24 protein-coding genes and 3 tRNA genes are annotated in these 26,137 nt (G+C 44.5%); 11 read left to right on the top strand and 16 right to left on the bottom strand.

Annotated features, from left to right (window positions below; all coding sequences use genetic code 11):
- Nucleotides 1-19: 19 nt before the first annotated feature.
- The 3 genes from JO154_RS22860 to JO154_RS22850 are packed head-to-tail and all read right to left on the bottom strand — an operon-like array spanning nucleotide 20 to nucleotide 2,954.
- The gene (locus JO154_RS22860; protein ID WP_291950200.1) at nucleotides 20-415 is read right to left on the bottom strand and encodes a hotdog domain-containing protein; all 396 of its coding nucleotides are present in this window, start codon (nucleotides 413-415) and stop codon (nucleotides 20-22) included.
- Between the two features lie 6 nt (nucleotides 416-421).
- On the bottom strand, nucleotides 422-2,284 hold the full coding sequence (locus JO154_RS22855; protein ID WP_291950197.1) for an Nramp family divalent metal transporter: 1,863 nt from the start codon (nucleotides 2,282-2,284) through the stop codon (nucleotides 422-424).
- Nucleotides 2,285-2,294: 10 nt separating this feature from the next.
- Nucleotides 2,295-2,954 (bottom strand): metal-dependent transcriptional regulator, encoded by a 660-nt coding sequence (locus JO154_RS22850; RefSeq protein WP_291950194.1) that lies wholly within the window; start codon nucleotides 2,952-2,954, stop codon nucleotides 2,295-2,297.
- 130 nt (nucleotides 2,955-3,084) lie between these two features.
- On the opposite strand from JO154_RS22850, the gene JO154_RS22845 reads away from it, so the two are divergent.
- From JO154_RS22845 to JO154_RS22830, 4 genes are all read left to right on the top strand, one after another.
- Nucleotides 3,085-4,041, top strand: coding sequence for a hypothetical protein (locus JO154_RS22845; RefSeq protein WP_291950192.1), 957 nt, complete (start codon nucleotides 3,085-3,087; stop codon nucleotides 4,039-4,041).
- A gap of 240 nt (nucleotides 4,042-4,281) precedes the next feature.
- Nucleotides 4,282-4,356: transfer RNA gene (locus tag JO154_RS22840), tRNA-Val, on the top strand.
- 27 nt (nucleotides 4,357-4,383) lie between these two features.
- Nucleotides 4,384-4,458 (top strand) — tRNA-Val (locus JO154_RS22835).
- A 32-nt stretch (nucleotides 4,459-4,490) separates the two neighbouring features.
- Nucleotides 4,491-4,565 (top strand) — tRNA-Val (locus JO154_RS22830).
- A 145-nt stretch (nucleotides 4,566-4,710) separates the two neighbouring features.
- Here JO154_RS22830 and JO154_RS22825 read toward each other — a convergent pair.
- Complete coding sequence (locus tag JO154_RS22825; protein WP_291950188.1) at nucleotides 4,711-6,861, bottom strand: cation:proton antiporter; 2,151 nt, start codon at nucleotides 6,859-6,861, stop codon at nucleotides 4,711-4,713.
- Between the two features lie 148 nt (nucleotides 6,862-7,009).
- Here JO154_RS22825 and JO154_RS22820 point away from each other — a divergent pair, with 148 nt between their 5' ends.
- The 3 genes from JO154_RS22820 to JO154_RS22810 are packed head-to-tail and all read left to right on the top strand — an operon-like array spanning nucleotide 7,010 to nucleotide 8,606.
- On the top strand, nucleotides 7,010-7,318 hold the full coding sequence (locus JO154_RS22820) for an ATP-dependent Clp protease adaptor ClpS (RefSeq protein WP_291950185.1): 309 nt from the start codon (nucleotides 7,010-7,012) through the stop codon (nucleotides 7,316-7,318).
- A gap of 1 nt (nucleotide 7,319) precedes the next feature.
- Nucleotides 7,320-7,964: a leucyl/phenylalanyl-tRNA--protein transferase gene (gene aat, locus JO154_RS22815; RefSeq protein ID WP_291950182.1), complete on the top strand. Its 645-nt coding sequence runs from the start codon at nucleotides 7,320-7,322 to the stop codon at nucleotides 7,962-7,964.
- 39 nt (nucleotides 7,965-8,003) lie between these two features.
- Complete coding sequence (locus JO154_RS22810; protein ID WP_291950179.1) at nucleotides 8,004-8,606, top strand: DinB family protein; 603 nt, start codon at nucleotides 8,004-8,006, stop codon at nucleotides 8,604-8,606.
- Nucleotides 8,607-8,692: 86 nt separating this feature from the next.
- On the opposite strand, the gene mtaB is transcribed toward JO154_RS22810, so the two are convergent.
- Nucleotides 8,693-9,970: a tRNA (N(6)-L-threonylcarbamoyladenosine(37)-C(2))-methylthiotransferase MtaB gene (gene mtaB, locus JO154_RS22805; protein ID WP_291950176.1), complete on the bottom strand. Its 1,278-nt coding sequence runs from the start codon at nucleotides 9,968-9,970 to the stop codon at nucleotides 8,693-8,695.
- Between the two features lie 82 nt (nucleotides 9,971-10,052).
- Here mtaB and JO154_RS22800 point away from each other — a divergent pair, with 82 nt between their 5' ends.
- The 3 genes from JO154_RS22800 to priA all read left to right on the top strand — a co-directional run bounded on the left by JO154_RS22800 (nucleotide 10,053) and on the right by priA (nucleotide 13,782).
- Nucleotides 10,053-10,493 (top strand): DUF4258 domain-containing protein, encoded by a 441-nt coding sequence (locus JO154_RS22800; RefSeq protein ID WP_291950173.1) that lies wholly within the window; start codon nucleotides 10,053-10,055, stop codon nucleotides 10,491-10,493.
- 74 nt (nucleotides 10,494-10,567) lie between these two features.
- On the top strand, nucleotides 10,568-11,341 hold the full coding sequence (locus JO154_RS22795) for a 1-acyl-sn-glycerol-3-phosphate acyltransferase (protein ID WP_291950169.1): 774 nt from the start codon (nucleotides 10,568-10,570) through the stop codon (nucleotides 11,339-11,341).
- A complete protein-coding gene (priA, locus tag JO154_RS22790; RefSeq protein WP_291950166.1) occupies nucleotides 11,338-13,782 on the top strand; it encodes a primosomal protein N' in 2,445 nt (814 codons plus the stop codon). The genes JO154_RS22795 and priA overlap by 4 nt, the downstream gene beginning before the upstream one ends.
- An 8-nt stretch (nucleotides 13,783-13,790) precedes the next feature.
- On the opposite strand, the gene JO154_RS22785 is transcribed toward priA, so the two are convergent.
- From JO154_RS22785 to JO154_RS22770, 4 genes are all read right to left on the bottom strand, one after another.
- The gene (locus JO154_RS22785) at nucleotides 13,791-14,360 is read right to left on the bottom strand and encodes a PIN domain-containing protein (protein WP_291950164.1); all 570 of its coding nucleotides are present in this window, start codon (nucleotides 14,358-14,360) and stop codon (nucleotides 13,791-13,793) included.
- Between the two features lies 1 nt (nucleotide 14,361).
- Nucleotides 14,362-14,823: a helix-turn-helix domain-containing protein gene (locus tag JO154_RS22780; RefSeq protein ID WP_291950160.1), complete on the bottom strand. Its 462-nt coding sequence runs from the start codon at nucleotides 14,821-14,823 to the stop codon at nucleotides 14,362-14,364.
- 201 nt (nucleotides 14,824-15,024) lie between these two features.
- Entirely contained in the window at nucleotides 15,025-16,998 is a 1,974-nt protein-coding gene (locus tag JO154_RS22775; RefSeq protein ID WP_291950157.1) for a DUF3857 domain-containing protein, read from the bottom strand.
- Between the two features lie 26 nt (nucleotides 16,999-17,024).
- Complete coding sequence (locus JO154_RS22770) at nucleotides 17,025-17,699, bottom strand: NAD(P)H-binding protein (protein WP_291950154.1); 675 nt, start codon at nucleotides 17,697-17,699, stop codon at nucleotides 17,025-17,027.
- 76 nt (nucleotides 17,700-17,775) lie between these two features.
- On the opposite strand from JO154_RS22770, the gene murB reads away from it, so the two are divergent.
- The gene (gene murB, locus JO154_RS22765) at nucleotides 17,776-18,792 is read left to right on the top strand and encodes a UDP-N-acetylmuramate dehydrogenase (protein ID WP_291950150.1); all 1,017 of its coding nucleotides are present in this window, start codon (nucleotides 17,776-17,778) and stop codon (nucleotides 18,790-18,792) included.
- On the opposite strand, the gene JO154_RS22760 is transcribed toward murB, so the two are convergent.
- The 7 genes from JO154_RS22760 to nagB form a co-directional block, all read right to left on the bottom strand.
- A complete protein-coding gene (locus tag JO154_RS22760) occupies nucleotides 18,789-19,757 on the bottom strand; it encodes a YpdA family putative bacillithiol disulfide reductase (RefSeq protein ID WP_291950147.1) in 969 nt (322 codons plus the stop codon). The two genes, murB and JO154_RS22760, sit on opposite strands and share 4 nt — an antisense overlap.
- A 65-nt stretch (nucleotides 19,758-19,822) precedes the next feature.
- Nucleotides 19,823-20,704, bottom strand: coding sequence for an SAM-dependent methyltransferase (locus tag JO154_RS22755; protein ID WP_291950143.1), 882 nt, complete (start codon nucleotides 20,702-20,704; stop codon nucleotides 19,823-19,825).
- Between the two features lie 126 nt (nucleotides 20,705-20,830).
- Complete coding sequence (locus tag JO154_RS22750) at nucleotides 20,831-21,787, bottom strand: putative sulfate exporter family transporter (protein ID WP_291950140.1); 957 nt, start codon at nucleotides 21,785-21,787, stop codon at nucleotides 20,831-20,833.
- 94 nt (nucleotides 21,788-21,881) lie between these two features.
- Nucleotides 21,882-22,694, bottom strand: a complete 813-nt coding sequence (locus JO154_RS22745; protein ID WP_291950137.1) for a hypothetical protein — start codon at nucleotides 22,692-22,694, stop codon at nucleotides 21,882-21,884.
- Nucleotides 22,695-22,750: 56 nt separating this feature from the next.
- Nucleotides 22,751-23,128, bottom strand: a complete 378-nt coding sequence (locus JO154_RS22740; protein ID WP_291950134.1) for a hypothetical protein — start codon at nucleotides 23,126-23,128, stop codon at nucleotides 22,751-22,753.
- Nucleotides 23,129-23,230: 102 nt separating this feature from the next.
- Nucleotides 23,231-23,794 (bottom strand): hypothetical protein, encoded by a 564-nt coding sequence (locus JO154_RS22735; RefSeq protein ID WP_291950131.1) that lies wholly within the window; start codon nucleotides 23,792-23,794, stop codon nucleotides 23,231-23,233.
- Nucleotides 23,795-24,053: 259 nt separating this feature from the next.
- On the bottom strand, nucleotides 24,054-25,979 hold the full coding sequence (gene nagB, locus JO154_RS22730; RefSeq protein ID WP_291950128.1) for a glucosamine-6-phosphate deaminase: 1,926 nt from the start codon (nucleotides 25,977-25,979) through the stop codon (nucleotides 24,054-24,056).
- Between the last annotated feature and the right edge of the window lie 158 nt (nucleotides 25,980-26,137).

Below are 26,137 nucleotides of genomic sequence, written 5' to 3'. Positions count from 1 at the left end.
CTCGCAGCATTGCTCCTGTTTAGGAGGAATGCTGCGAAAATAATTTGTTCAGTTTTTCTTTCTTTAAGATCTTTTGCACTTGTGTGCCGCTTGCAATCAGTCTTCCATCTACATGAGCGGTATAACTACAGGTAATCGTATGATGGAGTATATGCGTTACCGTAGCCGTGAATTCTACCGTGGCGCCTACTAATGCAGGCGAGTGATGTTCCACCGATAAGGCAGCTCCAATCCCCTCTTCATCTTCCTCTTTCATTTCCAGTACAAACAATCTGCAACACCATTCTGCATCTCTGCCAAGGGCAAACGTGGCATATACAGGATGTACGTTACCGCTCTCAAAAGTAGCGCAGTCTTCCGAACGCACCACACGCCTAAATGATTTGGTATCGCCGGGTTGGAATAATTGCAGCATAGAAAATTATTGTACTACCAATACGGGCACTTTCACTTTATGACGCACCTGGTTGGCAGTTTCACCATAGATAATATCTTTCAGTCCTTTGTGTCCGTGTCCACCTAAAACCAGAAAATCTGCGTTCTCTTCTCTCACAATTCTCGCAATTTCATTCGCTCTTCTGCGATATCCAAGTACGCCACGGGCGTGGATATTCCTGCTTTTGAGTAACGCAACGTAGGTATCCAGTTGTTCTTGGTCTTTACGGGTTTCTAGGTCAAAGGAATCTTTACCAAAGTATTTTGCGGAAGCACTTTCCACGATATGAATGAGGATATACTCTGTCAGTTCGTTCCCATGAGCAATGGCATTGCGAATAATTTTTTCGTCAATTTTCCCGAACTCTAAGGCCATCGCGATACGGCGATATACCGGGTGTTCCAGCTCGCCGAGAGAAACCTGGGCGGTGTGGATGTTCGGATTGGCAGGCGCCAGGCGGTATCTCACAATCAATGGATAAACCACAGTGTAAATCAGCAGCACGATAAAGGCGAGTCCTACGAGGATGATAATGACATCCACGATAGGATTGCTTTTACCAGCGATATAGTTACTTGCTTCTTCGTACACCATTTTGATATTCAGATAAACCAATATGGCAGCGATGAGCCAACTTAGGATTTTTGTCGGGGTTTTGATGGCAAAATCTCCCATGGTTTGTTTATCGCTGACGAAATGAATCAATGGGATGATCGCGAATCCAAGTTGCATACTCAGTAGCACCTGGCTGAAAACCAGCAGGGCGCCTACTTCTTTATCTCCAGCGATGAGGATTACCAACAATGCAGGAATAATAGCGAGCAACCTGGTAATCAGTCTGCGCAACCAGGGGTTGATACGCAGGCGGAGATACCCTTCCATTACGATCTGACCGGCAAGTGTACCAGTAACGGTAGAACTTTGCCCGGCTGCAATCAGCGCCACAGCGAAGAGAATAGGGGCTAGTTTGGTACCCAGCAATTTCTCTAGTAACTCGTGCGCATCCTGGATTTCCGCGATTTCAGTGCGACCTGTTTTGAAGAACACGGCAGCGGCCAAAATCAATATGGCGGCATTCACCAGGAAGGCCAGGTTCAGCGCGATGGTACTGTCTATAAAGTTAAGTTTTATTGACTGACGGATGCCTTTATCGTCTCGTTTTATTTTCCTTGTTTGTACCAGTGCTGAGTGCAGGTAAAGGTTATGCGGCATTACGGTGGCTCCGATAATACCAATGGCGATATACAGTGCTGTAGTATCTGGAATGATCGGCACAAAGCCTTTCACTACTTCGCTCATCTGTGGTTTGGCCAGCAGCAGTTCTATCAGGAAGGAAGTGCCCACCACCGCCACCAGCGCGATGATAAATGCCTCCATTTTGCGCATGCCGAAGCGTTGTAATACCAGTAGCAGGAAGGTATCCAATACGGTCAAACTAACGCCCCAAATTAGCGGCAGACCAGTCAGCAGTTGTATACCGATGGCCATACCCAGTACTTCGGCGAGGTCTGTGGCGGCGATGGCAATTTCTGCCAGTAAGTATAAAACAAAATTGACAAAGGGAGGGTACGTTTCGCGATTGGCCTGTGCAAGGTCGCGCCCACGAACGATGCCCAAGCGAGCGGCCAAACTTTGCAGTAATAGTGCCATGAGGTTACTCATGAGCAGTACCCAGAGGAGGGTATAGCCATATTTACTACCGCCGGCGAGGTCTGTGGCCCAGTTTCCGGGGTCCATATAACCTACACTAACGAGATATGCGGGTCCAAAGAAGGCAAATATTTTCTTCCATTTAGATTTACTGCCGGTGTCTATACTTTCATGTACTTCGCTTAATGACGGTCCCATTGGATAAATGTTATAGCGGTCTTACCATTATATTTTTTGCCACCTGTTCACTGATGGTCAGACTAGATAAATGTTTCATTTTAATTTCGATAGAGTTATCAAACTCATAGTGCGCAACGATTTCCAGTTGTGTGCCCAGCTTGATGCCTTTAGCGTTTAGGAAGGCGAGGAGGGCAGTGGATTGATCGCTTACGGCGGTTACTACCAATCGCTTCGCGTTTGCCTGATCCAGGGGCGTTTGCGGGCGTGGCTTGGCCATGCGTCCATGGGCGTCGGGAATAGGATCTCCATGGGGGTCTATGACTGGGTTACCGAGGAAATCGCTGAGGCGGTTGATGAGTTTTTCACTGCGTACATGTTCCAGTTCTTCCGCCAGTTCATGTACTTCTTCCCAACTGAACGACAGTTTATCTACCAGGAAGCATTCCCATAGGCGATGGCGGCGTACCACTTGGAGGGCTGTTTTACGGCCTTCCGGGGTGAGGGTGATGCCTTGGTATTTTTCGTAATCGATCAGTTTTTTTTCTTTTAATTTTTTGGCCATGTCGGTCACGGATGCCGGTTTAGTGTCCAGTTCATAGGCGAGGGCATTGGTGGTAACTGCCTGATCGCCTTCCTGTAGCTTATAAATGGCTTTGATATAATTCTCTTCCGCGACTGTTAAATTCATATAACCTAAATTAAAATTTAGACAAAGCTAAATAATTAAAACGAACTTTTATATATCCGGTATGTTTTTTGTTTTTGGAGGCGCACATATCAAAATTTAATTTAACTTTTGCCTAGAATTTAATCGAGAAATGAAGCGTTATCTGTTAGTACTATTGACAATAGGTGTTTTTGCGGCCTGCAAGACGAAAAAATCCGGCCATGGTGGAAATGAGCCTATGACCTTGGAAGAGTTCCGAGAAGAGTTTCCGGTGAGCCAATTGCCTTACAAGCTGTCGCCCGATTCCTTGAAATTGACGTTGGCGGATTCGCTGACTTTGGATACGGCAGACATCCATCGTTTTTTAACGGATACGCTGACGAAAGGGGATTTTGCAAAGAATGAGAAAGTGAAATTTTGGCCTTTGCAACGCATGACGGGCAATCCTGTAGATTATATGGTGGTGAAGGCATCTGGCCGTTCGGGCACGGTGGCTTATCTCTGCTTTATGGATAAGAAAAAAGGGCATTTCCTGAAAAGAATTCGTGTAGCCGATGCCGGTAGAAACGGCGTATTTTCTTCTGTATTGATAGACAACAGAAATGTGATTAAGCTGACTTCAGAACTACAGAATGGGAATAATAGGGAAACGCAGCGGGAAGATTTCTTTGGCGTAGCGGCAGATGGCAGTACCACGCTGATTATGACGAATACCAGCAGTCTTTCTGTACCAGGACAGATCTTCAATCCTTTGGATACGCTGCCTCGCAAGCATAAATTCTCCGGTGATTACACCAGTGGTGATATGAGTTTGGTGTCTATTCGTGATGGTGAGGATGGTAAAACATTCCAGTTCTTCATTACCTTCTCAAAAGATAATGGAAAGTGTAAAGGAGAGGTAAGTGGAAAAGGACAATACCTCGCCGGTAACAGAGGAGAGTTTAAAGATAAAGAGACATCTTGTGGTATTGCATTCCAATTTTCAGCAGGTAGAGTAGCGATTCGTGAGATGGGGGGATGTGGTGCATACAGAGGTATTAAATGTTTCTTCGAAGGTAATTTTGTGAAGAAGGCAGAGAAGAAAGTAGAGAAGAAAAAGAAGAAATAATTAGGGAGACACGACCCAAATTGTATAAAAAGTGACAAGAATTAGGATTGGTGCTACATCAATCCTAATTTTTTTTATAACCTTGCAAATCCTTTGCTGATAAGTGTTTGAGGTTCATTGAAGTAGATATGAAAACAAACTTTTTTTCTATTTTTTGAAAAAATATTTGGTAGAATAAAAATAGATTATACCTTTGCAATCCCATCGAACGAAAGGCTCGACGGTTACGAAGAAAAGAATGGGAGTTTAGCTCAGCTGGTTTAGAGCATCTGCCTTACAAGCAGAGGGTCGATGGTTCGAATCCGTCAACTCCCACTTTATAAAATATTAAAGATCTTTTTAGGGAGTTTAGCTCAGCTGGTTTAGAGCATCTGCCTTACAAGCAGAGGGTCGATGGTTCGAATCCGTCAACTCCCACTACTTCAAATAACTATAAAGATCTTTTTTAAGGGAGTTTAGCTCAGTTGGTTTAGAGCATCTGCCTTACAAGCAGAGGGTCGATGGTTCGAATCCGTCAACTCCCACAGATAAAGACTCGCGTTTCACGCGGGTCTTTTTTTTTGTTTGCACGCAAAGACGCTAAGAAAAATTATAAAGGCGCAAAGGGAATTTTGTCTCCATAAAATTCCCTTTGCGCCTTTGTTCCTCTGTAACCTTTGCGAGAAAAAACTATTTCTTCCCTTTGAAAATACGTTTCACCACTTTACCAAGTTTGTTCAAATTGGCGAGTTGTTCTTGAATAGGAGCCAGCGTAAGATCTTCCGGTTGAATACCGGCTTCCATATAATCGATCGCTGTTTGTTCAGGATATAGCAGAATTACGTTATTATCCTTGAAATGGCGGTCTATTTTGCTTGGGAGGGACTCCATGTAGGCATTATAGGATAAGGTCCCTTTACGGGCTGTAACCACTACTACAAGGTCATCTCGTGTTACTTCCCTGCTGAGCACTAGGAAATCTTCCATACCGTCGAAATCTTTGTAAATGATTTCAATGCTCATTTTGGATTGTACCAGGTAATTTTCGATTTCTTTTTTAGTGTTTGGTGCGCAGAATATCAGGAGACGCGCGCCGGCTTGTTTGGCCAGCATCAACATTTTCTGCAAGTAATGCAGGAAGCCCATTTCATATTCCGCGTTTTTAGGCAGTGCGAGCACCATCTTCTTAGTAGTGTTTAATGGATGCTGGAAACTGCACACGTATAAGGTTTCCCAAACACTTTGCAATACGTTGTCCAGGGTACTACCGAAAAACGAACCGAGGAAACGGTCTGTAGCACTGGTTTTATCTGTCCATCCGAGGATGACATCGCTTACCATCAATTCTTTGGTAGCGCGGGCAATACCATCTGAAACGTTGAGATCTATACGCGTAACTACTTGCAATTCGCTCTCTGTGGCAGCAGCATGGATAACGGCTTTCTCCATCATCTTGTTGCTCGCATGGATGCTCTCTTTAGCTACTGCATTATCCTGTACAATGGCCAGTGGATAGATAGGCGTGCTAGCATGCGGATCTTTTATCATTACGGCAAAATCCAGCAATGATTCTATACGTTCTGGATTGGCTACGGGAATGAGTATACGTTCTGGCTGATCTGGGATCTCTGGTTTTTCTGTAGCTTCTTGTATCGCCAGTTTACGACCTGCGTTTTCTGTTACGAAAGAGCCTACCAGGCAAGTGATGAGGATCAGCACAACAGTACCGTTCAATACATTCTCATCTACGATGTGCATATTGAACCCGATGAGAATAACGGCAATCGTAGCGGCAGCATGCGCGCTACTAAGACCGAAGATCACCCTGCGTTGCACAGGACTGTATCGGAATACCAACTGTGTAAACCAGGCTGCCAGCCATTTACTACTGAGTGCCATTAATGTCAGCGTTCCCGCGATGATCAGCGCTTCCGGTCCTTTCAATAGTACGCGTAAATCTACCAGCATGCCTACACTGATGAGGAAGAAAGGTATAAACAACGCATTACCTACAAACTCAATCCTGTTCATCAACGGCGAGGTATGTGGGATCAGTTGATTTAACGCCAATCCGGCTAGGAATGCCCCGATAATACCTTCTACGCCGGCTAGCTCGGCTAGGAAGGCGGCGGCAAACACCAACGCCAGTACGAAGATGAAGTGAGAGGTTTTATCGTCTTTGATTTTCTTAAAAAACCAGCGGCCCAACATCGGCATCAGCCACAAGATGATGGTGGCGAATACAATCAGGGAAATGCTCAGTTTTATCCAGAATTCCGCATTAAGATTGCCTGCTTCTGCACCGGTAATCACTGCCAAAATCACAAGTACGGCGGTATCTGTGATAATGGTTCCTCCCACGGCCACCGTCACGGCTTCATTCTTGGTAATTCCCAATCTACTGGCCAGCGGATAAGCCACCAATGTATGGGTGGCAAACATACTGGACACGAGCAAGGTGGCCATAAAATTGAAATGTAAGAGGTAGGTGCAGACGATGTATCCCATGGTGAGTGGGATAAAAAAGGTGAATGCCCCGAAAACCATACTTCGGTATCGGTTTTTCCGGAATTCATTCATATCCAGCTCCAGGCCGGCTAGGAACATGATATACAACAAACCTGCTTTACCAAACAGGTCAATACTTCCCTTTTCAATAATTTTAAATCCATGGTCCCCAATCAACATCCCTGCCAGGATAAGCCCGATAATACTGGGAATCCTGAACTTTCTGAGAATAATGGGGGCCAAGAGGATGATAAACAATACCAAAGAAAAAATAGGAATGGGATCTTTCAATGGTAGGGCAAGTTTCATCAATAATACCAAGCTATACTTCATGTGACCGATTTTAAAAGACTATCGGAAAATAACTGAATTTTTAGTGATGATTTTCAGTCATTATCTCGACACATCTATATTATCATTACTCAAATGTGGATAAATTAACGAATATTCCGCGTAATTTTGCATAAAGCTTTCTTTAACAATGATCGAACACACTAATACAGAAGTAATTACGGAAGAACAGGATGATGTGCTGGTGGCGGAAGATGAACAGTTTCCGTTTAACCTGGTAGTATGGAACGACGATGTAAATACATTCGATTGGGTAATTACTTCATTGATGGAAGTTTGCGGTCATAACCACGAACAGGCCGAACAATGTGCACTTATTATCCATTTTAACGGTAAATATGCCGTTAAACAGGGCGAATACAGGAAATTGCGTCCTATGTATGAGGCGTTGCAGGAACGTGGGCTGAGCGTTACGATAGAGGAAGCGGTTAATCAATAGCATGATATTCCGACTGTCGAAAGACTTAATATTTCCAGATGTATCGTACGCGGAGCCGGATGGGCTGCTGGCTGTGGGTGGAGATCTGAGTCCTGCACGGCTGGTATTGGCCTATCAATCTGGTATATTCCCTTGGTTTAGTGAGCCGCCTATTCTCTGGTGGAGTCCTGATCCCCGTTTTGTTCTCTTTCCTCAAAATCTGAAGGTATCTGCCAGTATGAAGCAGGTATTGCGTAAAAAAACATTTCAAATCACTTATAACCGTAATTTTCCTGCGGTGATCCGGGCATGTAGCCATATTCCACGAGCAGGGCAAGATGGTACTTGGATTACCAGCCAGATGGAAAAGGCTTATATCCGTTTGCATGAGCTGGGATATGCCATGTCTGTGGAGGCTTGGTTAGAAGGGGAATTGGTGGGTGGATGCTATGGTATTCGACTCGGTAGAGTTTTTTTTGGTGAGTCGATGTTTAGTAAGGTCAGCAATGCATCCAAAGCAGCTTTTATAACTTTTGTACAGGATCATGTGGATCAATTCGGCATGATTGATTGCCAGGTGGAAACGGATCACCTTCGCTCGCTGGGAGCCGGGTTCATCCAAAGAGAAGAGTTTTTATCATTGCTACGTACACTGGAAGTTTCGTAACTTGTTTATACTTTCTATTTACCACCAAACACTATCACGATGAAAAAATCACTCTTATTGATCCTTGTCGTGTTATGCGCTAGTTTTGTTCCCCCTAAAAAAGCCCTACATCGGGACGACAAAACATTGCTATTAACACTTCTCACCGACACAAAAGCAAACCTGCTGAAAGAAGTGCAGGGGTTATCTGATGAACAACTGAAATTTAAGCCTGCACCTGATCGCTGGTCAGTTATTGAAGTTGTAGAACATATCAATCGCGCAGAAACAGGCATGTTTGCAGGAGAACAAGCCATGATGAAAGAACCTGCTGATTCTTCAAAAAGAGCCATGATAAAAGTAACTGATCAAATGATCGTTTCTGGCGTAGAAGATCGTAGTAAAAAATTCAAGGCACCAGAACAGTTTGTTCCAAAAGATGATCAATCACCGCAACAAACTATTCAGAACTTTATTACAAAACGTGATGAGGTCATCGCATATGTTACCAATACAAATGACGATATGCGTAATCACGTGACAGATAAAACGCCTATGGGTCCTATTGATGCGTATCAGTTGCTACTGTTGGATGCTGCACACACTAACAGGCATACGCAACAAATTGTGGAAGTGAAGAACAGCCCTAACTTCCCTAAGTGAGGCACTTCATGATGACCAGGTGATGTTGAAAAAAATAACCCCGACAGTTGGCTGTCGGGGTTATTTTTTATGGGAGAAACTACCGCTTAACGCAGTTCCCAGTCGATGATATTATTGCTCCATTCTTCTCTGAAAGGAGTAGTGATCTTGATGTAATTATCGGTATATCCTTCCATCATCCCTTCTTTGTTATGAGATTCGAAGAGGACTTTGCGGGTTTGACCGATATGTTGTTCCGTAAAGAACTGCAATTTTTTATGACTGAGGTTACGGAGCATTTTATTTCTTTCATGGCGCACATTTACTGGTACTACTGGTTGGATGTCCAGCGCCAGGGTATTGGCTCTTTCTGAGTAAGTGAATACGTGCAGGTAAGATACATCCAGGCTATGGAGGAAATCATACGTTTCGCGGAAATGTTCATCAGATTCAGAAGGGAAACCTACAATCACATCCACGCCAATGGAACAATGTGGCATGAATTGTTTGATGAGACCTACTTTCTCTGCATACAGTTCTCTGCGATATCTGCGGCGCATCAGGCCCAGAATTTCGTTGCTGCCACTCTGGAGTGGAATATGGAAATGCGGCATGAATTTGCGGCTGTTGGCTACAAACTCAATGATTTCCGGTGTCAGCAAATTAGGCTCGATAGAACTGATACGATAGCGTTCGATGCCTTCTACTTTATCCAGCTCCTGTACCAGCTCATAAAAGGTTTCTTCCCTTTTCTTACCGCCTTCAAAGCCTTTTCCGAAGTCGCCTAAGTTTACGCCAGTGAGTACAATCTCTTTTACGCCGTTGGCAGCGAGTTTTTCCGCATTTTTCACCACGTTTGCAACACTGTCGCTACGACTTTTACCTCTGGCCATCGGAATGGTGCAGAAAGTACAGTTATAGTCACAACCATCTTGTACTTTCAAGAAAGTACGGGTACGATCGTGGAGTGAATAGGAAGAATGGAAAGAATTGACATCTTCGATATCGCAAGAGCAGATTTTGGCACTGTTGCCCTTGGTGAGGGTTTTCAGGTGTTCTGCGATATTGAATTTCTCTGCTGCACCGAGTACGAGGTCTACTCCTTCGATAGAAGCGATCTCTTCAGGTTTCAACTGGGCATAACAGCCGGTGATCACCACCATGCTTTCTGGGGCGCGGCGCTGAATGCGGCGTACCAGTTGGCGGCATTCCTTGTCAGCATTATCAGTTACTGAACAGGTATTGATCACATATACATCTGCCGTGTCGTCGAAATCCGTTTTCACAAACCCGTCCTGTTCCAGTAACCTGCTTATTGAGGAGGTTTCTGAAAAATTCAGCTTGCAGCCGAGTGTATGAAAAGCTACTGTTTTTACTTGTTCCATAAAGGAGGGCAAAGGTAGGAACTTTTTATGTCATAGTCAGGTCAGGAATTTTACCTAACTTACGCGCCGTTCGAATGTATATATGAAAACTGCACAGAAATATCTGCCGGTCGGTTTATTGGCCCTGCTGTTAATAGCAGGCTGGCAGCAAAAATGGTGGAGAAGTGAGCACTCCACGGCAGCCAGCAATAAATCTGTTGTCACACATCCTCCTAGGTCTGCCGCCGATTATTCCGGCAGCCTCCTTAATCGTCATGCCAGGCTAGAGTATACTAAGCATGCCAGGTGTCGCATGGAATGCCGACATGTGACAGAAGGGGAAGTGCAAGAGATTCTTGCCAATGGCGAAGTGAACCTTGAAAAATCTAATCCGAACGATCATCCTTGTCCTACTTTTGCCCTGGAAGGACATTCCCATGAGGGCCAACATCTTCGCATCGTTTTTGCACCATGTGATGAAAACAATGCCAGGGTAATCACCTGCATCGACCTAGATAAGGACTGGACCTGTCATTGTGAATGATGAATCTTGTCTAAAGAATTCATATTTAAATCGTAGTTTTCCGGTTTAATTCAAACCACTGTTAAGGGGCGTTTATGAAATTATTATTGAAATTGTTGCGTGTTATTTATGTAGTATACGCCGCCATTATCTTCCTGGGAATCATGTTTCTCATTCTTCCGCCAATATTTCTGGCATCCTTGCTGGGAAAGGAGAAAGGTGGAAATATCATTTTTTACTTTCTTCGGTTCTGGGCGCATGCTTGGTTTCCGCTAGTAGGAATGCGAGTGACCAAGGAACATCTTTGCAAAGAGGGTAATGAACCTTGCATTTTCGTGGTAAATCACCGCAGTTACTTGGATGCCGCCATCGCGGTGAAGGTAATGCGGCTGCCTTTCCGTCCACTTGGAAAGGTGGAAATGTCCAAAATTCCCTTTTTTGGCTTCATTTACAGGAATTCTGTAGTACCTGTTGACCGTTCTAACGCACCAGCCCGCGCCAAGAGTGTACGTGAAATGATGAGTATGCTCAAAGCAGGTATCTCCGTGTTAATGTTCCCAGAAGGTACTACCAATGAAACTGAAGCGCCATTAAGACCATTTCATAACGGCGCATTCCGTATGGCCATAGAAATGCAGATTCCTCTGAAACCAGTACTTTATGTAGATGCAGGAGATCGTTTTCCTGCTGGTAAAGGAGGTCTGATGAGACTGAATCCTGGCAAATGCCGCGTGGTATATTTGCCGCCGATTTCGGTAGATGGCCTAACCCTCGACGATATCAATACGCTCAAACAACGCGTTTACGATGTGATGGACGCAGAGCTGCGTAAACGCCGCAAATATCCAACATTGGAAGTCACCCGATGAAGTATGCAGATGTAATATTGCCACTGGCTTTACCTAAAAATTATACCTATTCTGTTCCCGAAAATATGGCGGGTAGTATCCAGGTAGGCAGTCGTGTGGCTGTACAACTGGGTAAACAGAAGAAGTATGCCGGTATTGTAAAGGCAATTCATCAGCAAGCGCCGGCCGACTATAAAACCAAACCTTTGCTGGATCTCCTGGATAAGGAACCTGTCGTGTATCCCACACAGTTAGCATTCTGGTCCTGGATTGGCAGTTATTATATGTGTAGCGAAGGGGAGGTGCTCAATGCCGCTCTCCCTGCCCATCTGAAGCTCTCTAGCGAAACATTACTCCTCTATAACGATGCCTTCGGCGACGATTATACGCAGTTGGACGATGATGAATATCTCATCGCGGAAGCCTTGCAAATACGCAAGGAGCTACGCATTGAGGAAGTGCAACTGATATTAGATAAATCCGAGGTTTACTCTGTGATCAAGAAACTGATTGAGAAAAAAGTTTGCCTGATCTATGAGGAACTGAAAGAAGTATATAAAGAGAAAACAGAAAACTTTGTTTTGCTTCATCCTGATTATCATGAGGAGGAGAAGTTGGCGGTACTCCTGAATGATTTCGGGCGTGCGCAAAAACAAATGGAACTGTTACTGGCTTACCTGCATCTGTTGAAAACAACGGGAGAGGTAACGCAGAATGCCCTGCTCCGTAAATCAGGCGCCACTACTGCCCAGTTGAAAGGGCTGGTAGACAAAGGCATTCTATTGGTGGAGAAACGGGCTGTTGATCGTATTAAGCAGCATAAACTGGAAGCCCAGATTGATTTTAGTCTGAGTCCCTCTCAGGAACAGGCTCTCCACCACGTAAAAGACCATTTCAATACAAAGCAGGTTACTTTACTCCATGGGGTTACCTCTTCCGGAAAAACACAGGTATATGTGAAATTGATGGAAGAATGCCTGGCCTCAGGGAAACAGGTGCTATATCTGCTTCCAGAGATTGCCCTTACCGCCCAGATTATACGGCGTCTCCAGAAACATTTCGGACAACATATCGGTATTTATCATTCGCGTTTTAATAATAACGAACGAGTGGAGATCTGGAATAAGGTAAAGAATAGTGAGCTGAAAATCGTATTAGGCGCACGTTCTAGCCTCCTCCTGCCTTTCCAGGACCTAGGACTTATCATCCTGGATGAGGAGCATGATTCTTCCTATAAACAGCAGGACCCTGCTCCCCGTTACCATGCCAGGGATGCAGCCATTTACTACGCCGGACTGTTTAAAGCCAAGGTGCTACTAGGTTCTGCCACTCCTTCCCTGGAATCCTATTACAATGCGAAACAAGGAAAGTACGGATTGGTAGAGTTGAATGAGCGATTTGGTGGTGTAGAGATGCCAGCTATGGAAGTGGTAGACATCAAAAAAGAGATGGCTGAGAAGACCATGGACGGTAACATCTCCCTGGCCCTCAAAACAGCTATCACAGAAAGCATTGCGGCAGAAAAACAGGTCATTTTATTCCAAAACAGACGCGGTTATGCACCATTTCTGATGTGCACCACTTGTGGATGGATACCACATTGCAAACAATGTGATGTATCCCTGACCTATCACCGCAACCAGGATAAACTGCATTGTCACTATTGTGGTACCCGTTATCCTTATGTTTATACCTGTGCTGCTTGTGGCAGTCAGTCACTTATACCCAAGAGTTTTGGTACGGAAAAAATTGAGGATGATCTCCAACAGATCTTCCCGGAAGCCCGTATTACCCGTATGGATGTGGATTCCGTGAGGAATAAAGACAGTCACAATAAAATGATCAAACTGTTGGAAGATCGGGAAGTAGATATCCTGGTAGGTACGCAGATGGTGGTGAAAGGGTTGGATTTTGAAAATGTAAACTTGGTGGGTATTCTAAGTGCCGACAGCCTACTCAGCTATCCTGATTTTAGGGTAAATGAGCGGGCATTCCAGTTGATGGAACAGGTGAGCGGTCGTGCAGGACGTAAACATGAAAAAGGGAAAGTACTGGTACAGGCCAGCAATACCCGACATCCGGTGTTACATTATGTGCTAGCGCATGATTATAAGGCGATGTACGAAGCGGAAATCGCCGAACGGCAATTCTTCCACTATCCGCCGTTTTATCGCCTGTTGAAACTCACTTTAAAGCATAAGAATCAGCAAACAGTAGAACAGGCCGCACAGGTGCTGGCTAGCTGGTTGCAACCTCATATAGGACAACAATTGGTTGGCCCGGCAGCCCCGCCAGTGGCCAGGGTCAGGAATAATTATCTGCAAGAAATGCTGATAAAACTGCCCCGTGATACCAAAATTATTAACCAGACGAAATACATGCTGCGGGAATATTTCATACAGTTGCTGGCGGAGAAGAAATTCAGGTCGGTCGTGATTGTTCCGGATGTGGATTGTGTGTAGGATCTACTTTAAACTGCCCGACTGATTATTGCAACGCTTTGAGACAAGCCAACTCTCTTTAATGTTTGTAATACTTGATCCATTGTCTGTGGTGGATTTTTAAGCGCATTTAAAAGATTTCTTAAAGCTTCCAGCACTTTTTCTTTATTCATTGCAAGTAATGCACAGACAAATGTATCAGGAGTTTGCGCATCGATGCCGTAGATCCTAAGTTCCTTTGAAGGAAAATCTCTTTTGTTTGCAGTTATAATAATGCGTGCCTGACCTTTGATGGCTGCTGCCAATACATGCCTATCATTAGCATCCGGCAACCTTAGATCGGATATAAGACTCTTATAGCCGGTTACATTTGCTGTTGGAAATGCACTATCCATTGCCTGGCGAGTTTTTTCTAACTGAGAAGGCTTTAGGTCTGAGCGGTTTTTCAACAAATTCTGTGTCCATTCATCATGGATTTCGACTGACCATCTTGGAGTGAAAAGTTCGGCCTGAGCAAGTCTAAGTAAAAAATCGCGTAGCGGTGCAGGGTACAGAACATTAGCGTCTAAAAGGGCAACAAACCTTTTATTGTAACTCATATTAATAACCCATTTTTAGGTCCTGAGCTTGTTCTGTCAGAAAATCTAACTTGTGGGCCCTATTCTTCTTAATTTTCTGATTATACGCAATTAAGTCCTTCATTTGGATCCTTCGATGCGTACCTATTTTAGTAAATGGAATTTCACCTTTTTCCAGCAGGCTAACAATATATGGACGAGAGGTGCCCAGTAGTTCAGCCGCCTGCTGTGTGCTGATTTCAGACTTATCATCAGAAAATAGTAATGAAATAGAACTACCATCTGCCATTTTATCCAACATGTCAAAAAGCAATAACATGGCAGACTTAGGAATCTTCAGAGTAGATTTAAAACCTTCCAGGTGTAAAGCCACCGTATCACTATCTGTCTTGGCTATTTCTGCAGAGGCTTTTGTTACTTGTGCTCTATTTGCCTTGGCTATTTTTTGATCATGCTTTGTGGTTTTATTGAGAATTGTTTCCATATACATCAATATTTTCTATTCAAATATAACTAATTAAACGAAATAAACGAAACAAAAGAAATAAACGAAATGACTATTATAATATATCATTTGAATATACATTATAATTATTTTTAATTAGTTGGCGCAAAAAAGACATCATCGATGTCTTTTTTGTTTTTAGTTCAGCGCATTGGGTGGAACTATTATAAACTCACTGTATTATTTTACAAAAGTTAACTCCTGCTGTTTCAGTATCAGTACGCGTTCCAGGATTTTGCGGAACAGATCTTTATCAGCTCCGTTGAAGCTTACATCTTTGAAATATTGTATTACAAAGAGATGTACTTTGTTACCATCCTGTACCATGCGCATTTTGAAGCCTAATTTATCAGCAGCATTGGTGATATCAGCAGCAAAATCTTCCTTGTTTTTTATTTTATATCCTTGTGGAATATCTAGGTGGAGGCGTGTTTCGAAATAGAATGGAAACGCTAGTTCTACAGGGTATTGGCCTGGAGGCATGATGGGATTCATCAACAGGCTACCACTGAGTAATTCACCGAGTTTTAAATGCTTGCTGCCATCTGCTTCGTTGGTGAGCAGCGAAGAGGTGAGCAGTGTGGAGTTGACCACCACGGGCTTATCCAGCGGTTGATAGGTGAACGTTTCGTTGGTGGCACTGTATTTTAATACTTTCCTTTCATCCGATGATAAGGGCAGAATGGAGTTGAATGTGCCGTTGCGCATGGAAACATCGCTACCGGCGCGTGTGAATGCGCGTTTCAGATTGATGGCAGCAAAACCGCCAAAAGACTGCGTTAGCTCCCAAGTGGGGTTATTGAAGTCCGTCAAAGTGGCGTCGGTACTAATATTACTCAACGTATATGCAGGCAAAGGAGTATTCATCAGATCGGTGAGTACCTGGTTTTGATCGTTCACCAGCGTATCCCTGGAGCGCACTGCTAGTAAGTTGACCCAGTTGGATGGATAGCAAGGGAATCGTGTATCCATTTCCGTTGGGGCCAGCGCCTGACCCAAGGTTGGGAAATAGATTAGGATATTCTCTGCCAGAGAGGGATTTACGAGATCTTTGCTCAGCGGTATTTCACTGCGGGAGGAAGTAAACATCATCTGGCAAGGAATATTGAGATAGTAGAAGAAGGAGTTAAACAGTTTGATCATGCCCTGTTTGTCCGTTCTTTTATTGCGAATTGCTGTAGCGAAATTACCAGGCTCACTATACATATCCTGTTCCTCGGTGAGATCGTAGGTGGTTTTGAGGTAATGCTCAATCATGTAGATCAGTTGTGGCAGCGGATAGCGCTGTTGCAAGAAAGGAATGTTACTGAGTTCTTTCTCCACCAGTTTGGCTTCCTGCTTATTGATAGCCACATAAGGAACATATGATGCTTTTCCGAAGTCTTCCCAGGTTACGACTGTTGATTTACCATTTTCTGTAATATTATGCAAGCCATATTCTACGCGGAGCAGGAACGGTTTTACATTATAGAGGGGATTAATCGGAATAGCCCCTACATTATGGGTAGTGAGTGAGTAGATGCGGTTATTATCTTTCAGCTCTTCCCCTGGTGCAATCTGGGGTTGATTGGAGCGAACGAGGAACTCCATATTTTTAGGGGCAATCAGCTTGAACTGGGCTTCTGCACAAGGTACATCCGATTGTATCACCATATTTCCTGCGTAAGCGCCCCGATTTTTTACCAGCAGTTCATATTCGATTTCATCCCCTTTCTCCACATCGAGGTTATTGATGGAAATGGTGGTGATCCCTGTTCTGCTGGGATTTACCCTAACTGATTTTTCCAATGGGGTGACAGTACCATCTGCACCAATCTTACGAACATGCAAGCTCCGGGCGTCCTCATTGGGTTTGAGCTGGATCTGGATAGAGGAGAAGCTGTCTTTGTTCAGTGCTTGTTGTACCTGTAGACTTTTATACAGCGTCTGGTAAAAAGTATAGCCTTCGGCTTTATCGCCGTTGGTGATATTGAAATCAATGATTTCGCGGTGGAACAGCGTGAAATACGGTACATGGTACATGTTACCGGTGGGTACAGTATGTTTTTGGGCTGTTCTAGACCAGCTATCAGGGAAGCTATTGTCTTGTGCTTTACCGGGTTGGGATAAAGCTATAGCAAATAATACGGTGAGGAGGAATATAAGTCGTTGCATAAGGAAATAAAGATACGTACAGTTCATCAAACCGAGTCGGGTGTTTCTCCGATTTCCTGGATAGCATCTGATTCGTAAATGGCGATTCCCGCTTCTTCTTTTTTGGCAATTTTTTGCATGGCGCTGGCTACAGTAGCGGCTTTGATCCCTCTGTACTTTTTCCATCTTCCTTGGAGCAGGAAGTAAAATAGCTGGATAAGGTATTTACTGATCCATTCTCCAAGGCGGAATTCCTGTCGCTGTCCTATTAGGAAGCTAGGTCGAAATATGGAAGTGGATTTAAATCCAACCCCTTCGATAGCCGCTTCTAGTTGACCTTTGGTGCGCAGATAGAAATTACGGCTGTAAAGATTGGCCCCTATGGACGACATGACAAGGAATTGTTGGACACCATTGGCATGGGCCAGGCGGGCGCATCTTACCGGGATATCAAAATCCACTTTCCGGAAATTCTCCTTGGTGCCCGCTTTTTTGATGGTTGTACCGATACAGCAGAAGAGTACATCGCCCTGTAATAAATTTTTTAATGTTGCTTCATCTTCATAATCCACGATAATACTTTCCAAACCTGGCCTGGAATGGAAGAAGTGCTTGCGGACCAGCACGCGTATATGCGTATAATAACCGTCATGTAGTAGGGCCGAGACGAGGTGTGTACCTGTCAGGCCAGTGGCGCCAATTACAATAGCAGTTTTTTCCATGGAGATTATGTGCTGATGTTAGTAAATCCAGTTTATCTTTGTCAGGATCTAAAGTTAAGTTTTTGAATGCTTAGTTATGCTCATATCTGAAAATGTTCTCCTGAAACCGTATAATACTTTCGGCATCTCTGCTACTGCACGCTATTTTGCTCCTTTTGCCAACAAAGAAGAGCTGGAAGCCCTGCTTTCCGATAGTCGCGTGACCAATCATCCCCGTATGATCCTGGGCGGTGGTAGTAATATCCTGCTGACAAAGGATTATGACGGCACCATGCTGAAGAATGAAATTAAAGGAATTGAAATATTAGGAGAAGATAACGAGCACGTATATGTGAAAGCCGGCGCTGGTGAAAACTGGAATGGCTTTGTACAGTATTGTATCGGTCAGAACCTGGCCGGATTGGAGAATCTTTCCCTGATTCCGGGTAATGTAGGCGCCAGCCCTATGCAGAATATCGGCGCTTATGGTGTGGAAATAAAAGATTGTTTCCATGAGTTGGAAGCCTTCCATTTGCACGACAGAAAAGTAGTGAAATTCGACAACGCAGCCTGCAATTTTGGTTACCGCGAAAGTGTTTTCAAACGCGCTTTCAGAGACCAGTTTGCTATTCTGAATGTGACCTACCGATTGAACAAGGTGCCGCACTTTAATACCAGCTATGGCGCTATAGAAGCGGAACTGGAGCATATGGGGGTGAAAGAACTCTCTATCAGGGCTATTGCAGATGCTGTTATCAATATTCGTACTTCCAAACTGCCTAATCCAGCGGAAATTGGTAATGCCGGTAGTTTCTTTAAGAATCCTTCTATTGATGCAGCGCAATATGATTCCCTGAAGGCAGCGTTTCCGAACCTGGTGGCTTATCCTTTACCAGATCATCATTACAAGCTAGCAGCAGGCTGGCTGATTGAGCAATGTGGCTGGAAAGGTTATCGCAATGGAGATGCAGGGGTACACGCTAAACAATCCCTAGTATTAGTGAACTATGGTGCCGCCAAAGGCGATGCTATCTACCAACTGTCGCAACAGGTAGTAGATAGCGTACAGGAAAAATTTGGTGTAACCTTAGAACGGGAAGTGAATATTATTTAAACTCTAGTTTTAATATGCTGAATAATTTTATCAGCATGTTCGCGGGAGTTTTCTATAAACCATACATGTGTGTCCATTCCGCCACAAACCACGCCAGCAAGGTAAATGCGCGGCATATTGGTTTCCATGGTGAGTGGATTATAAGCAGGATATTTTTTGGCATCGTCTGAAAGGGCGATGCCTGTTTTTTCCAAGAAGTTGAAGTTAGGCTGATAGCCAGTCATCGCAATGACAAAATCGTTTGGAATCGTAACCAATCCTTCTGGCGTATTGATGACTGCTTCATTCTCGCGTACTTCCGCTAAAGAAGATCCAAAATAAGCCTTGATACTACCTTCCTTGATACGGTTCTCAATATCCGGTTTTACCCAGTATTTAACACGTTTTCCGATACTTTCCTCTCGAATCACCATCGTTACTTCCGCACCTCGGCGATAGGTTTCCAACGCTGCGTCTACGGCGCTGTTGTTGGCGCCCACTACCAGCACTTGGCGGGTAGCGTAGAAATGAGGGTCCTTGTAATAGTGGGTTACTTTAGGCAGTTGTTCTCCAGGAATCTGCAGCAAGTTCGGGATATCATAGAAGCCAGTGGCAATAACAACGTGCCTTGCATGATATAATCCTTTAGCGGTATGCACCGTGTATTCTTGACCGTTAGGTTTAATTTCATTTACTTCCTCAAACAGGCGAACATTCAGATGATTGGCGGTAGTAACCCTGCGATAGTATTCCAGGGCTTCCGGCCTGTTGGGTTTAGGATTGATACAAACAAAAGGAATATTACCCACTTCCAATCTTTCCGAAGTAGAGAAAAAAGTCATGTACAACGGGTAATTGTAAAGGGAGTTGGTAAGACAGCCTTTTTCCAGTATGAGGTATGACAATCCTGCTCTTTGGGCTGTCAGGGCGCAAGCTATTCCTATTGGTCCTCCGCCGATGATTACTACGTCGTATGCTGCATCCATATCGATTGATTTATTTTGTTACCCGAGAATGCTGCAAAGATATTTAATCATGAGGAAGAGTAATGTTATTTTAATGCTGCCCGTACTACGCGAAAGAATTCATACCCTTTCATCCGTTGGCTGGACTTCCCGAAGTAAATGGGTCTATATTCGTCTGCACCGCCGTCATAGCTGACTTCCATATTTCTGTTTTGAAAGATATTATTCCATGATCCGGGATAAACGCCGAAATCCCAGGTTTCTCCACCTTTTTCCAGGGAACGGGAGGCCTCATGATAGCCTCTGAACATATCGGGATTATCGATGGCGGCTTTATGAATATACGTCATGATGAGTTGTGTACCGGCGGGATAGCGGCCGATATAGTGAAAGAATTCAGCGATTTCTTTTGCTTTTAGGTTGGAGGTAACGCCTTCCCAGAGAAAAAGTGTTTTGTAATGTTCGCGTTGGAGATGACCGATCATCCCTTCGGAAAGGCTTTGCTGATGGATGTCTATCGGGATATAATCAATAAAAGTTACTTGTTCTGGGAGGATGTTGAATAGTTTTTCTTGTTTATCCAAAATAGATTCTTGGAGATCCACTTCTACAAAATGAACAGGGATAGCCGTTTTCAACCGATGAGCGCGCGTATCTTGTCTTGCATTGATGATAATGATTTGGTTGATACCCTGATTGATGACGGCATCCTGGATCATATCATCAATAAGTCGGGTGCGTGCGATGGCGGCAGTAAAGGCGCCAGGCCAGCGTAATTGTAGAACAGACTTGGTAACTGATCGTAGTACGCCTACATTACAACAGGCAGTAACAGTTTGCATCCAGGTTGGTAGAAATACAGCGGCAAATGGATCGTAGATGATTCTTTTGGTTGCTGGGGCCGTACTTTCAATTGCTCTTGCGAATGCCATAAACAGGGTGGCGCGTCCGCCGTGCATCCAGCTCATAGGGGTATTGCATACATAATGGTTATTGAATAAGTGATTTTGGTGGCCAGTCTTTTGGAATTTATCTTCTGCCGATTCCTTCAGTATTTCAAATGTAAGTAAATGCCATCATATTTCCTTGCAGTATTAATGCAGCCAGAGAATGGTCATTAATGCCCCTGTACTTATAAATGCCCAGAGCAGAATGCCCAATAGTAGCGGTTTCCAGCCGATACCACGCAATACCTCTTTGGTCAGATTAGCACCAATAAGGAATAAAGTCAGGGATAATCCAGTTTTAGCACTGCTCGTGAGTACATGGCTGATATTGCCAAGCGGAAAGAAAGTATTGAGCAACATCGCCAATATAAAGATCCCTATGAACCACGGTATTTTAATTTTGCTGCCGCCATTGCGGAAGAGAAAAGAGGTGATCAGTGCAACAGGAATGATCCACAGTGCACGAGAGAGTTTTATCATCGTCGCTACTTGCAGCGCCTCGTCGCCGTATTTGCTGGCGGCGCCTACAACAGAGCTGGTATCATGAATGGCAATTGCACTCCAAAGGCCGAACTGTGTTTGGCTTAGTTGAAACAAGTGACCTAATACTGGGAAGAGAAAGAGCGCGGCACTATTGAGTAGAAATATGATACCCAGGGATACAGACAATTGTTTTTCATTTGCCTTTACCACCGGGGCGATAGCCGCAATGGCGCTGCCTCCGCAGATGGCGGTACCACTGGAGATTAGGTGTCCGGTATGTTTGTCAATTCCAAGTATTTTGGTAAGTCCCCATCCTAGTAAGAGTGTACAAGTAATAGAAGCAATGGTAAGTAGGAATCCTTCCTTCCCTGCTTTGAGGGCGCTATGTGCGTTCATGCCGAAGCCTAACCCAATAACAGACAATTGCAGCAGCCAATGGGTGAGTTTCCCCGTTGTGCGGGCAAAAGGATTGCCAATGGTTTGTGCCAATATAATACCCAGTAGCAATGCAAATGGAGGAGATACCACTGGCAGTAGTGTGGCTGCTGCAGCGGTGATAAACAACGTTTTGCTAATGGCTGGTTGCTGTAATGTGCGGGTACTGGTGTGCTGTTGTTGCATGATCTGAACTATTGATTTACAGTGCAAAGTTCAGTGCAAACAAGGCCGGAGTCAAATCTTTAAAAGTAATTACTCATAACTAAAAGTTATGAGGTTAATCAACGGAAACTATAAATGAATTGAATTTTTTGCAGAAGTCTTCTTTGAGATAAGCATCAATTCCAGGTAGGAAATTAACGGCAAACCCGCGCTGTAAGCGGCGAGGAGAGGAACCTTCCATCGTCAATGGGCGAGAGTGAAGTATGCCGATCAACTGATTACCTTGGCAAACAAGGGCCAGGCGGTAAGAGGGACTCGGGTCATCAATACCACTTTCATAATTATAGAACAGGGCGTAAGGTTTGAGTGTACTGTCGGCCTCCAGTTGGAAGTTGTGGATAAATGGTTGTAAGCTGGATAGGCTATAATCCTTATGCTGATTGAGGTAGTTGACTGCGGCTACTTCAATGATGGTACCTTGGCGGATACTTTTCTGTTCTGTAAATCCGTCGATGGTAGCCCACATTTTATCGCCATTGGTGGATACTGGCAATTTAATATCTGTGAGCAGGGTACCGGCAGGAACGCCATTTACTACTAGTTTACGGCCTTTATGGAACAGTGGTTGACGGTATTCGTCTGCAGTGATATCTATATCAATATTTACCGGATACCAGCCTTTGCGGATAGAGGCACAGCGTACCGGCACATAATCGAGTAAGGAAGCAATAGGTGTACCATCTGGTTTCGACCTGACAGTGGCGGAGCCGCTGATACGTTCGCCCACAATAGGTTTGGAAGATTTGGTAGCAGTTTTTTGGGGAGTATCGAACTGAGTAGAATCTAATGCACGATTGTAGGTAGACCCGCTTTTATTATTGCAGGCAACTAGTACTATGGCGCAAAACACAACAATGATTTTCTTCATAAGTCACACATATACAGGCGACTAAGATAAAGAAAAAAGCTATACCCGGAAGCGCATTACTTCATGGAATATAACAGTTGGCCTTCCTGCCTGATTTCCTCGATTTCATTGAGGCTGGAGAAGGGGTCTAGCGGGGACCATGCATGCGCAATGAGGAGTTGTGTTTCTTTGCCAGCGAGTTTTTGTTGCAGGGTGGTAGCAGTGAGCCCGTGGTTATTTTTAGGAGATATAAAGTAGATTTTAGGATCGTTCTTCAGGTGTACTACGATGCCGGGAGAGGCTTCAATGACTGTTTCCACGATGGCCAAGCGGTTAGCGCATTTATTACGTGATACTGAGCGGGCGCCGGGAATCCCGGACACGAGTAAAACAACGATTAGCACTCCTGCTAAGAGCAGGCCGGCAACGCCTTTGGTGGAATTACGTGTAGTCATGGTCGTAGGCATCAGGTTTAGTAGTATAGGTCTGGCTACAAATTAGAGAATATTCCCGAATAAAAAATCCCCTCCTTGTGGGAGGGGATGTAATATATTTGATTAATTTTTCTTGTTTTCTTCTTCGTCTTCCCACTCATCTTCGTCCCAGTCTTCGTCTTCCCAATCTTCATCTTCGTCTTCATCGATCAGTAGACTGGCCGGGGAACCTGGTTCCACCTGGTTATTCCGCCAGTAGGATACGATTTCGTTGGCTTTCAACTGAACGGGATCGAACGACTGGATAGGCTTGCCATCGAGTAACACTTCTGTATCAAGGGCAGATTTGATGGTATTAAAGCATTCTTCCAGGACGCTGATGGTTTCCGGTGTATTGCGAAGCGCGCTATAAGATAGACGGATCGCATCAAAAGGGCCGCTGTTATGGAATACTTCCTCGCCGTTTTGCATAGGAAAAAGCCATACCAGTACATCATCGCCAGTTTCTTCAGTGTTCAGGATGCCGAAAAAGTCATCTAGCTGTTCAAACCCAAGTGGGGCCAGCTTTTCAAACGCCATATTGCGAGGAGAGAATTTGGGATGGGTATCTCCTGTAATCAGGAACAGGTCACCAAATCCGGGTTTCGTTTTAGTAAAACGGAAGTCAATGAGGATATCATTTTCCATTGAAAGGCATTGTAGTTTATTGCTGTAATTTAAAGGAATAATCGGAATAACAAGGGCAAATTATATCAATGGCATGAGATAGAAAGTTATGCTAATGTTATGTAATAGGTGTTAAGATATAATTTAGATCAAAATAATAAAGCTGTATCAAAAAACAAGAAAATGGCGTGACGTCTGCGACGTCACGCCATTTTCTTGTTTTTTGTGGCCACTGCCCAGCGGGCAGGGGCCACAGACAGTTTGAGTTTAGATATTCCTATTACATGAAATGGTAGCGAACGAATGCTTCCATAGCGGCATACTGTTGCAGACCCAACTTATCATATAGGCTTGCGGTATTGGCGTTACGGTCTTCTGCACGCTCCCAGAATTCGCGGCTATCAGTACCTTGGAAAGGCACCACGTCTTTCTGGCTTTGGTGGATGAAGATACCCAGACGTTTTTGGTATACTTGGTCAGGGCTCATTGGAACAGCCATTTCGATTTCATGGATTTCCCATTCTTGCCATGCGCCCTTGTACAGCCAAACCCAGCAATCTTTAGCCCAGTCGTCGTTTTTCACGATTTCCAGCGCAGCGAAGATGATATCCAGACATACTTTGTGGGTACCGTGTGGATCGGCCAGGTCGCCAGCGCAATAGATCTGGTGAGGTTTGATTTCACGGAGCAGATCTACTGTCAGTTTCACGTCTTCAGGACCCATTGGTTTCTTTTCTACCAGACCGGTTTCATAGAAAGGCAGGTTCATGAAATGTTCATTACCTTCTGCGATACCTACATAGCGGCAAGTAGCTTTTGCTTCGCAACGGCGGATCAGTCCTTTGATGGAGCGGATTTCCGGAGTATCCTTCTGGCTTGGCTTTTTGTGGTTGATAAACGCTTTAGCGTCGGCCATGATTTGGGTACTCTTGCTACCATCGATATCGAACATATTTTCGAAACCTACGGCGAAATCTACGAAGCGCAGTAAGAATTCGTCTGTAACAGCGATGTTACCGGAAGTTTGGTAAGCTACGTGTACATCGTGGCCTTGCTCGTGCAGGCGGATGAAGGTACCACCCATAGAGATGATATCATCGTCCGGATGCGGAGAGAAGATGAGTGCACGTTTTTTAGCTGGTTCAGAGCGTTCCGGATGCTTAGGCAATTGTTGGCCTGGTTTACCGCCGGGCCATCCAGTGATGGTATCGCGGATAGCGTTGAATTCTTTAATATTCAGCTCATAGGCAGAACCGTATTGTACAATGAGGTCGTTCAGACCATTCTCATTGTAGTCTTTATCGGTCAGCATGAGGATAGGCTTGTTCAGTTTCAGTGCGAGGCCGGTCACGGCTTTGCGGGTCAGACCTGGTGTCCATTCGCAATCGCCGGTGAGCCATGGCTCTTTGAAACGGGTGAGGTCAGCGGCTGCCTGCTCATCGATGATGAATTTGCAGTTAGCATGCTGTTGCAGGAGAGACGCAGGTACTTGATCCGTGCTATGTCCTTCTACAGAACGGCAAACGATTTTCGCCTTGTGAGAGCCCCAGGCCATCAGCAATACGCGTTTAGCCTTCATAATGGAGCCGATACCCATGGTGATAGCCAGACGAGGCACCTGGCTCATATTTGGAAACTCGTAGGCATTTGCCAGGCGAGTGCTGTTGTCCAGGGTGATCAGACGGGTGTGGGAATTAATATTGGAGCCTGGTTCATTGAAACCGATATGCCCGTTGTTACCGATACCCAGGATTTGGATATCAATACCACCAGCAGCTTCAATGGCGCGGTCGTATTCTTCGCAATATTTCTTGATCTGCTCTTTAGGAATAGTACCGTCTGGCACGTGGCAGTTTCCTTCCGGAATGTCCACATGATTAAAGAGATGTTCTTTCATAAAGCGGTTGTAGCTCTGAAGCGCATCTGGCTCTATTGGGTAGTATTCATCCAGGTTAAACGAAATAACATTTTTGAAGCTCAGCCCTTCTTCTTTGTGCAGGCGTACAAGTTCGGCATAGAGGTATTTGGGAGTGGAGCCTGTCGCCAGTCCTAATACACATTTTTGATTGGCAGCCTGACGCTCGCGAATCAACGCAGCGATTTCCTGAGCAACTGCTTTGGAACCCTCTTTGGCAGAGGAATGAATTTCCACAGCAATTTGTTCAAAGCTGTCGATCAGTTCGATTTCCTGATGATTAATCGTCATTTGTTAAACGTTTTTGATTAGATGCGGTTTAAAAACGAGCCGGAAAATTAAAAAAAATACTGCTAATCTGTATGAATTTTTAGCACTTATTTAATCAAAAATTCTTTTTGCTGATCAGAACCTTTTCCCGAAGATTTCCGTTAATATAACTGATTGTC

The organism is Chitinophaga sp. (assembly GCF_019236475.1).
GTDB lineage: Bacteria > Bacteroidota > Bacteroidia > Chitinophagales > Chitinophagaceae > Chitinophaga.
This window is presented reverse-complemented; position numbering and strand designations above follow the sequence as displayed.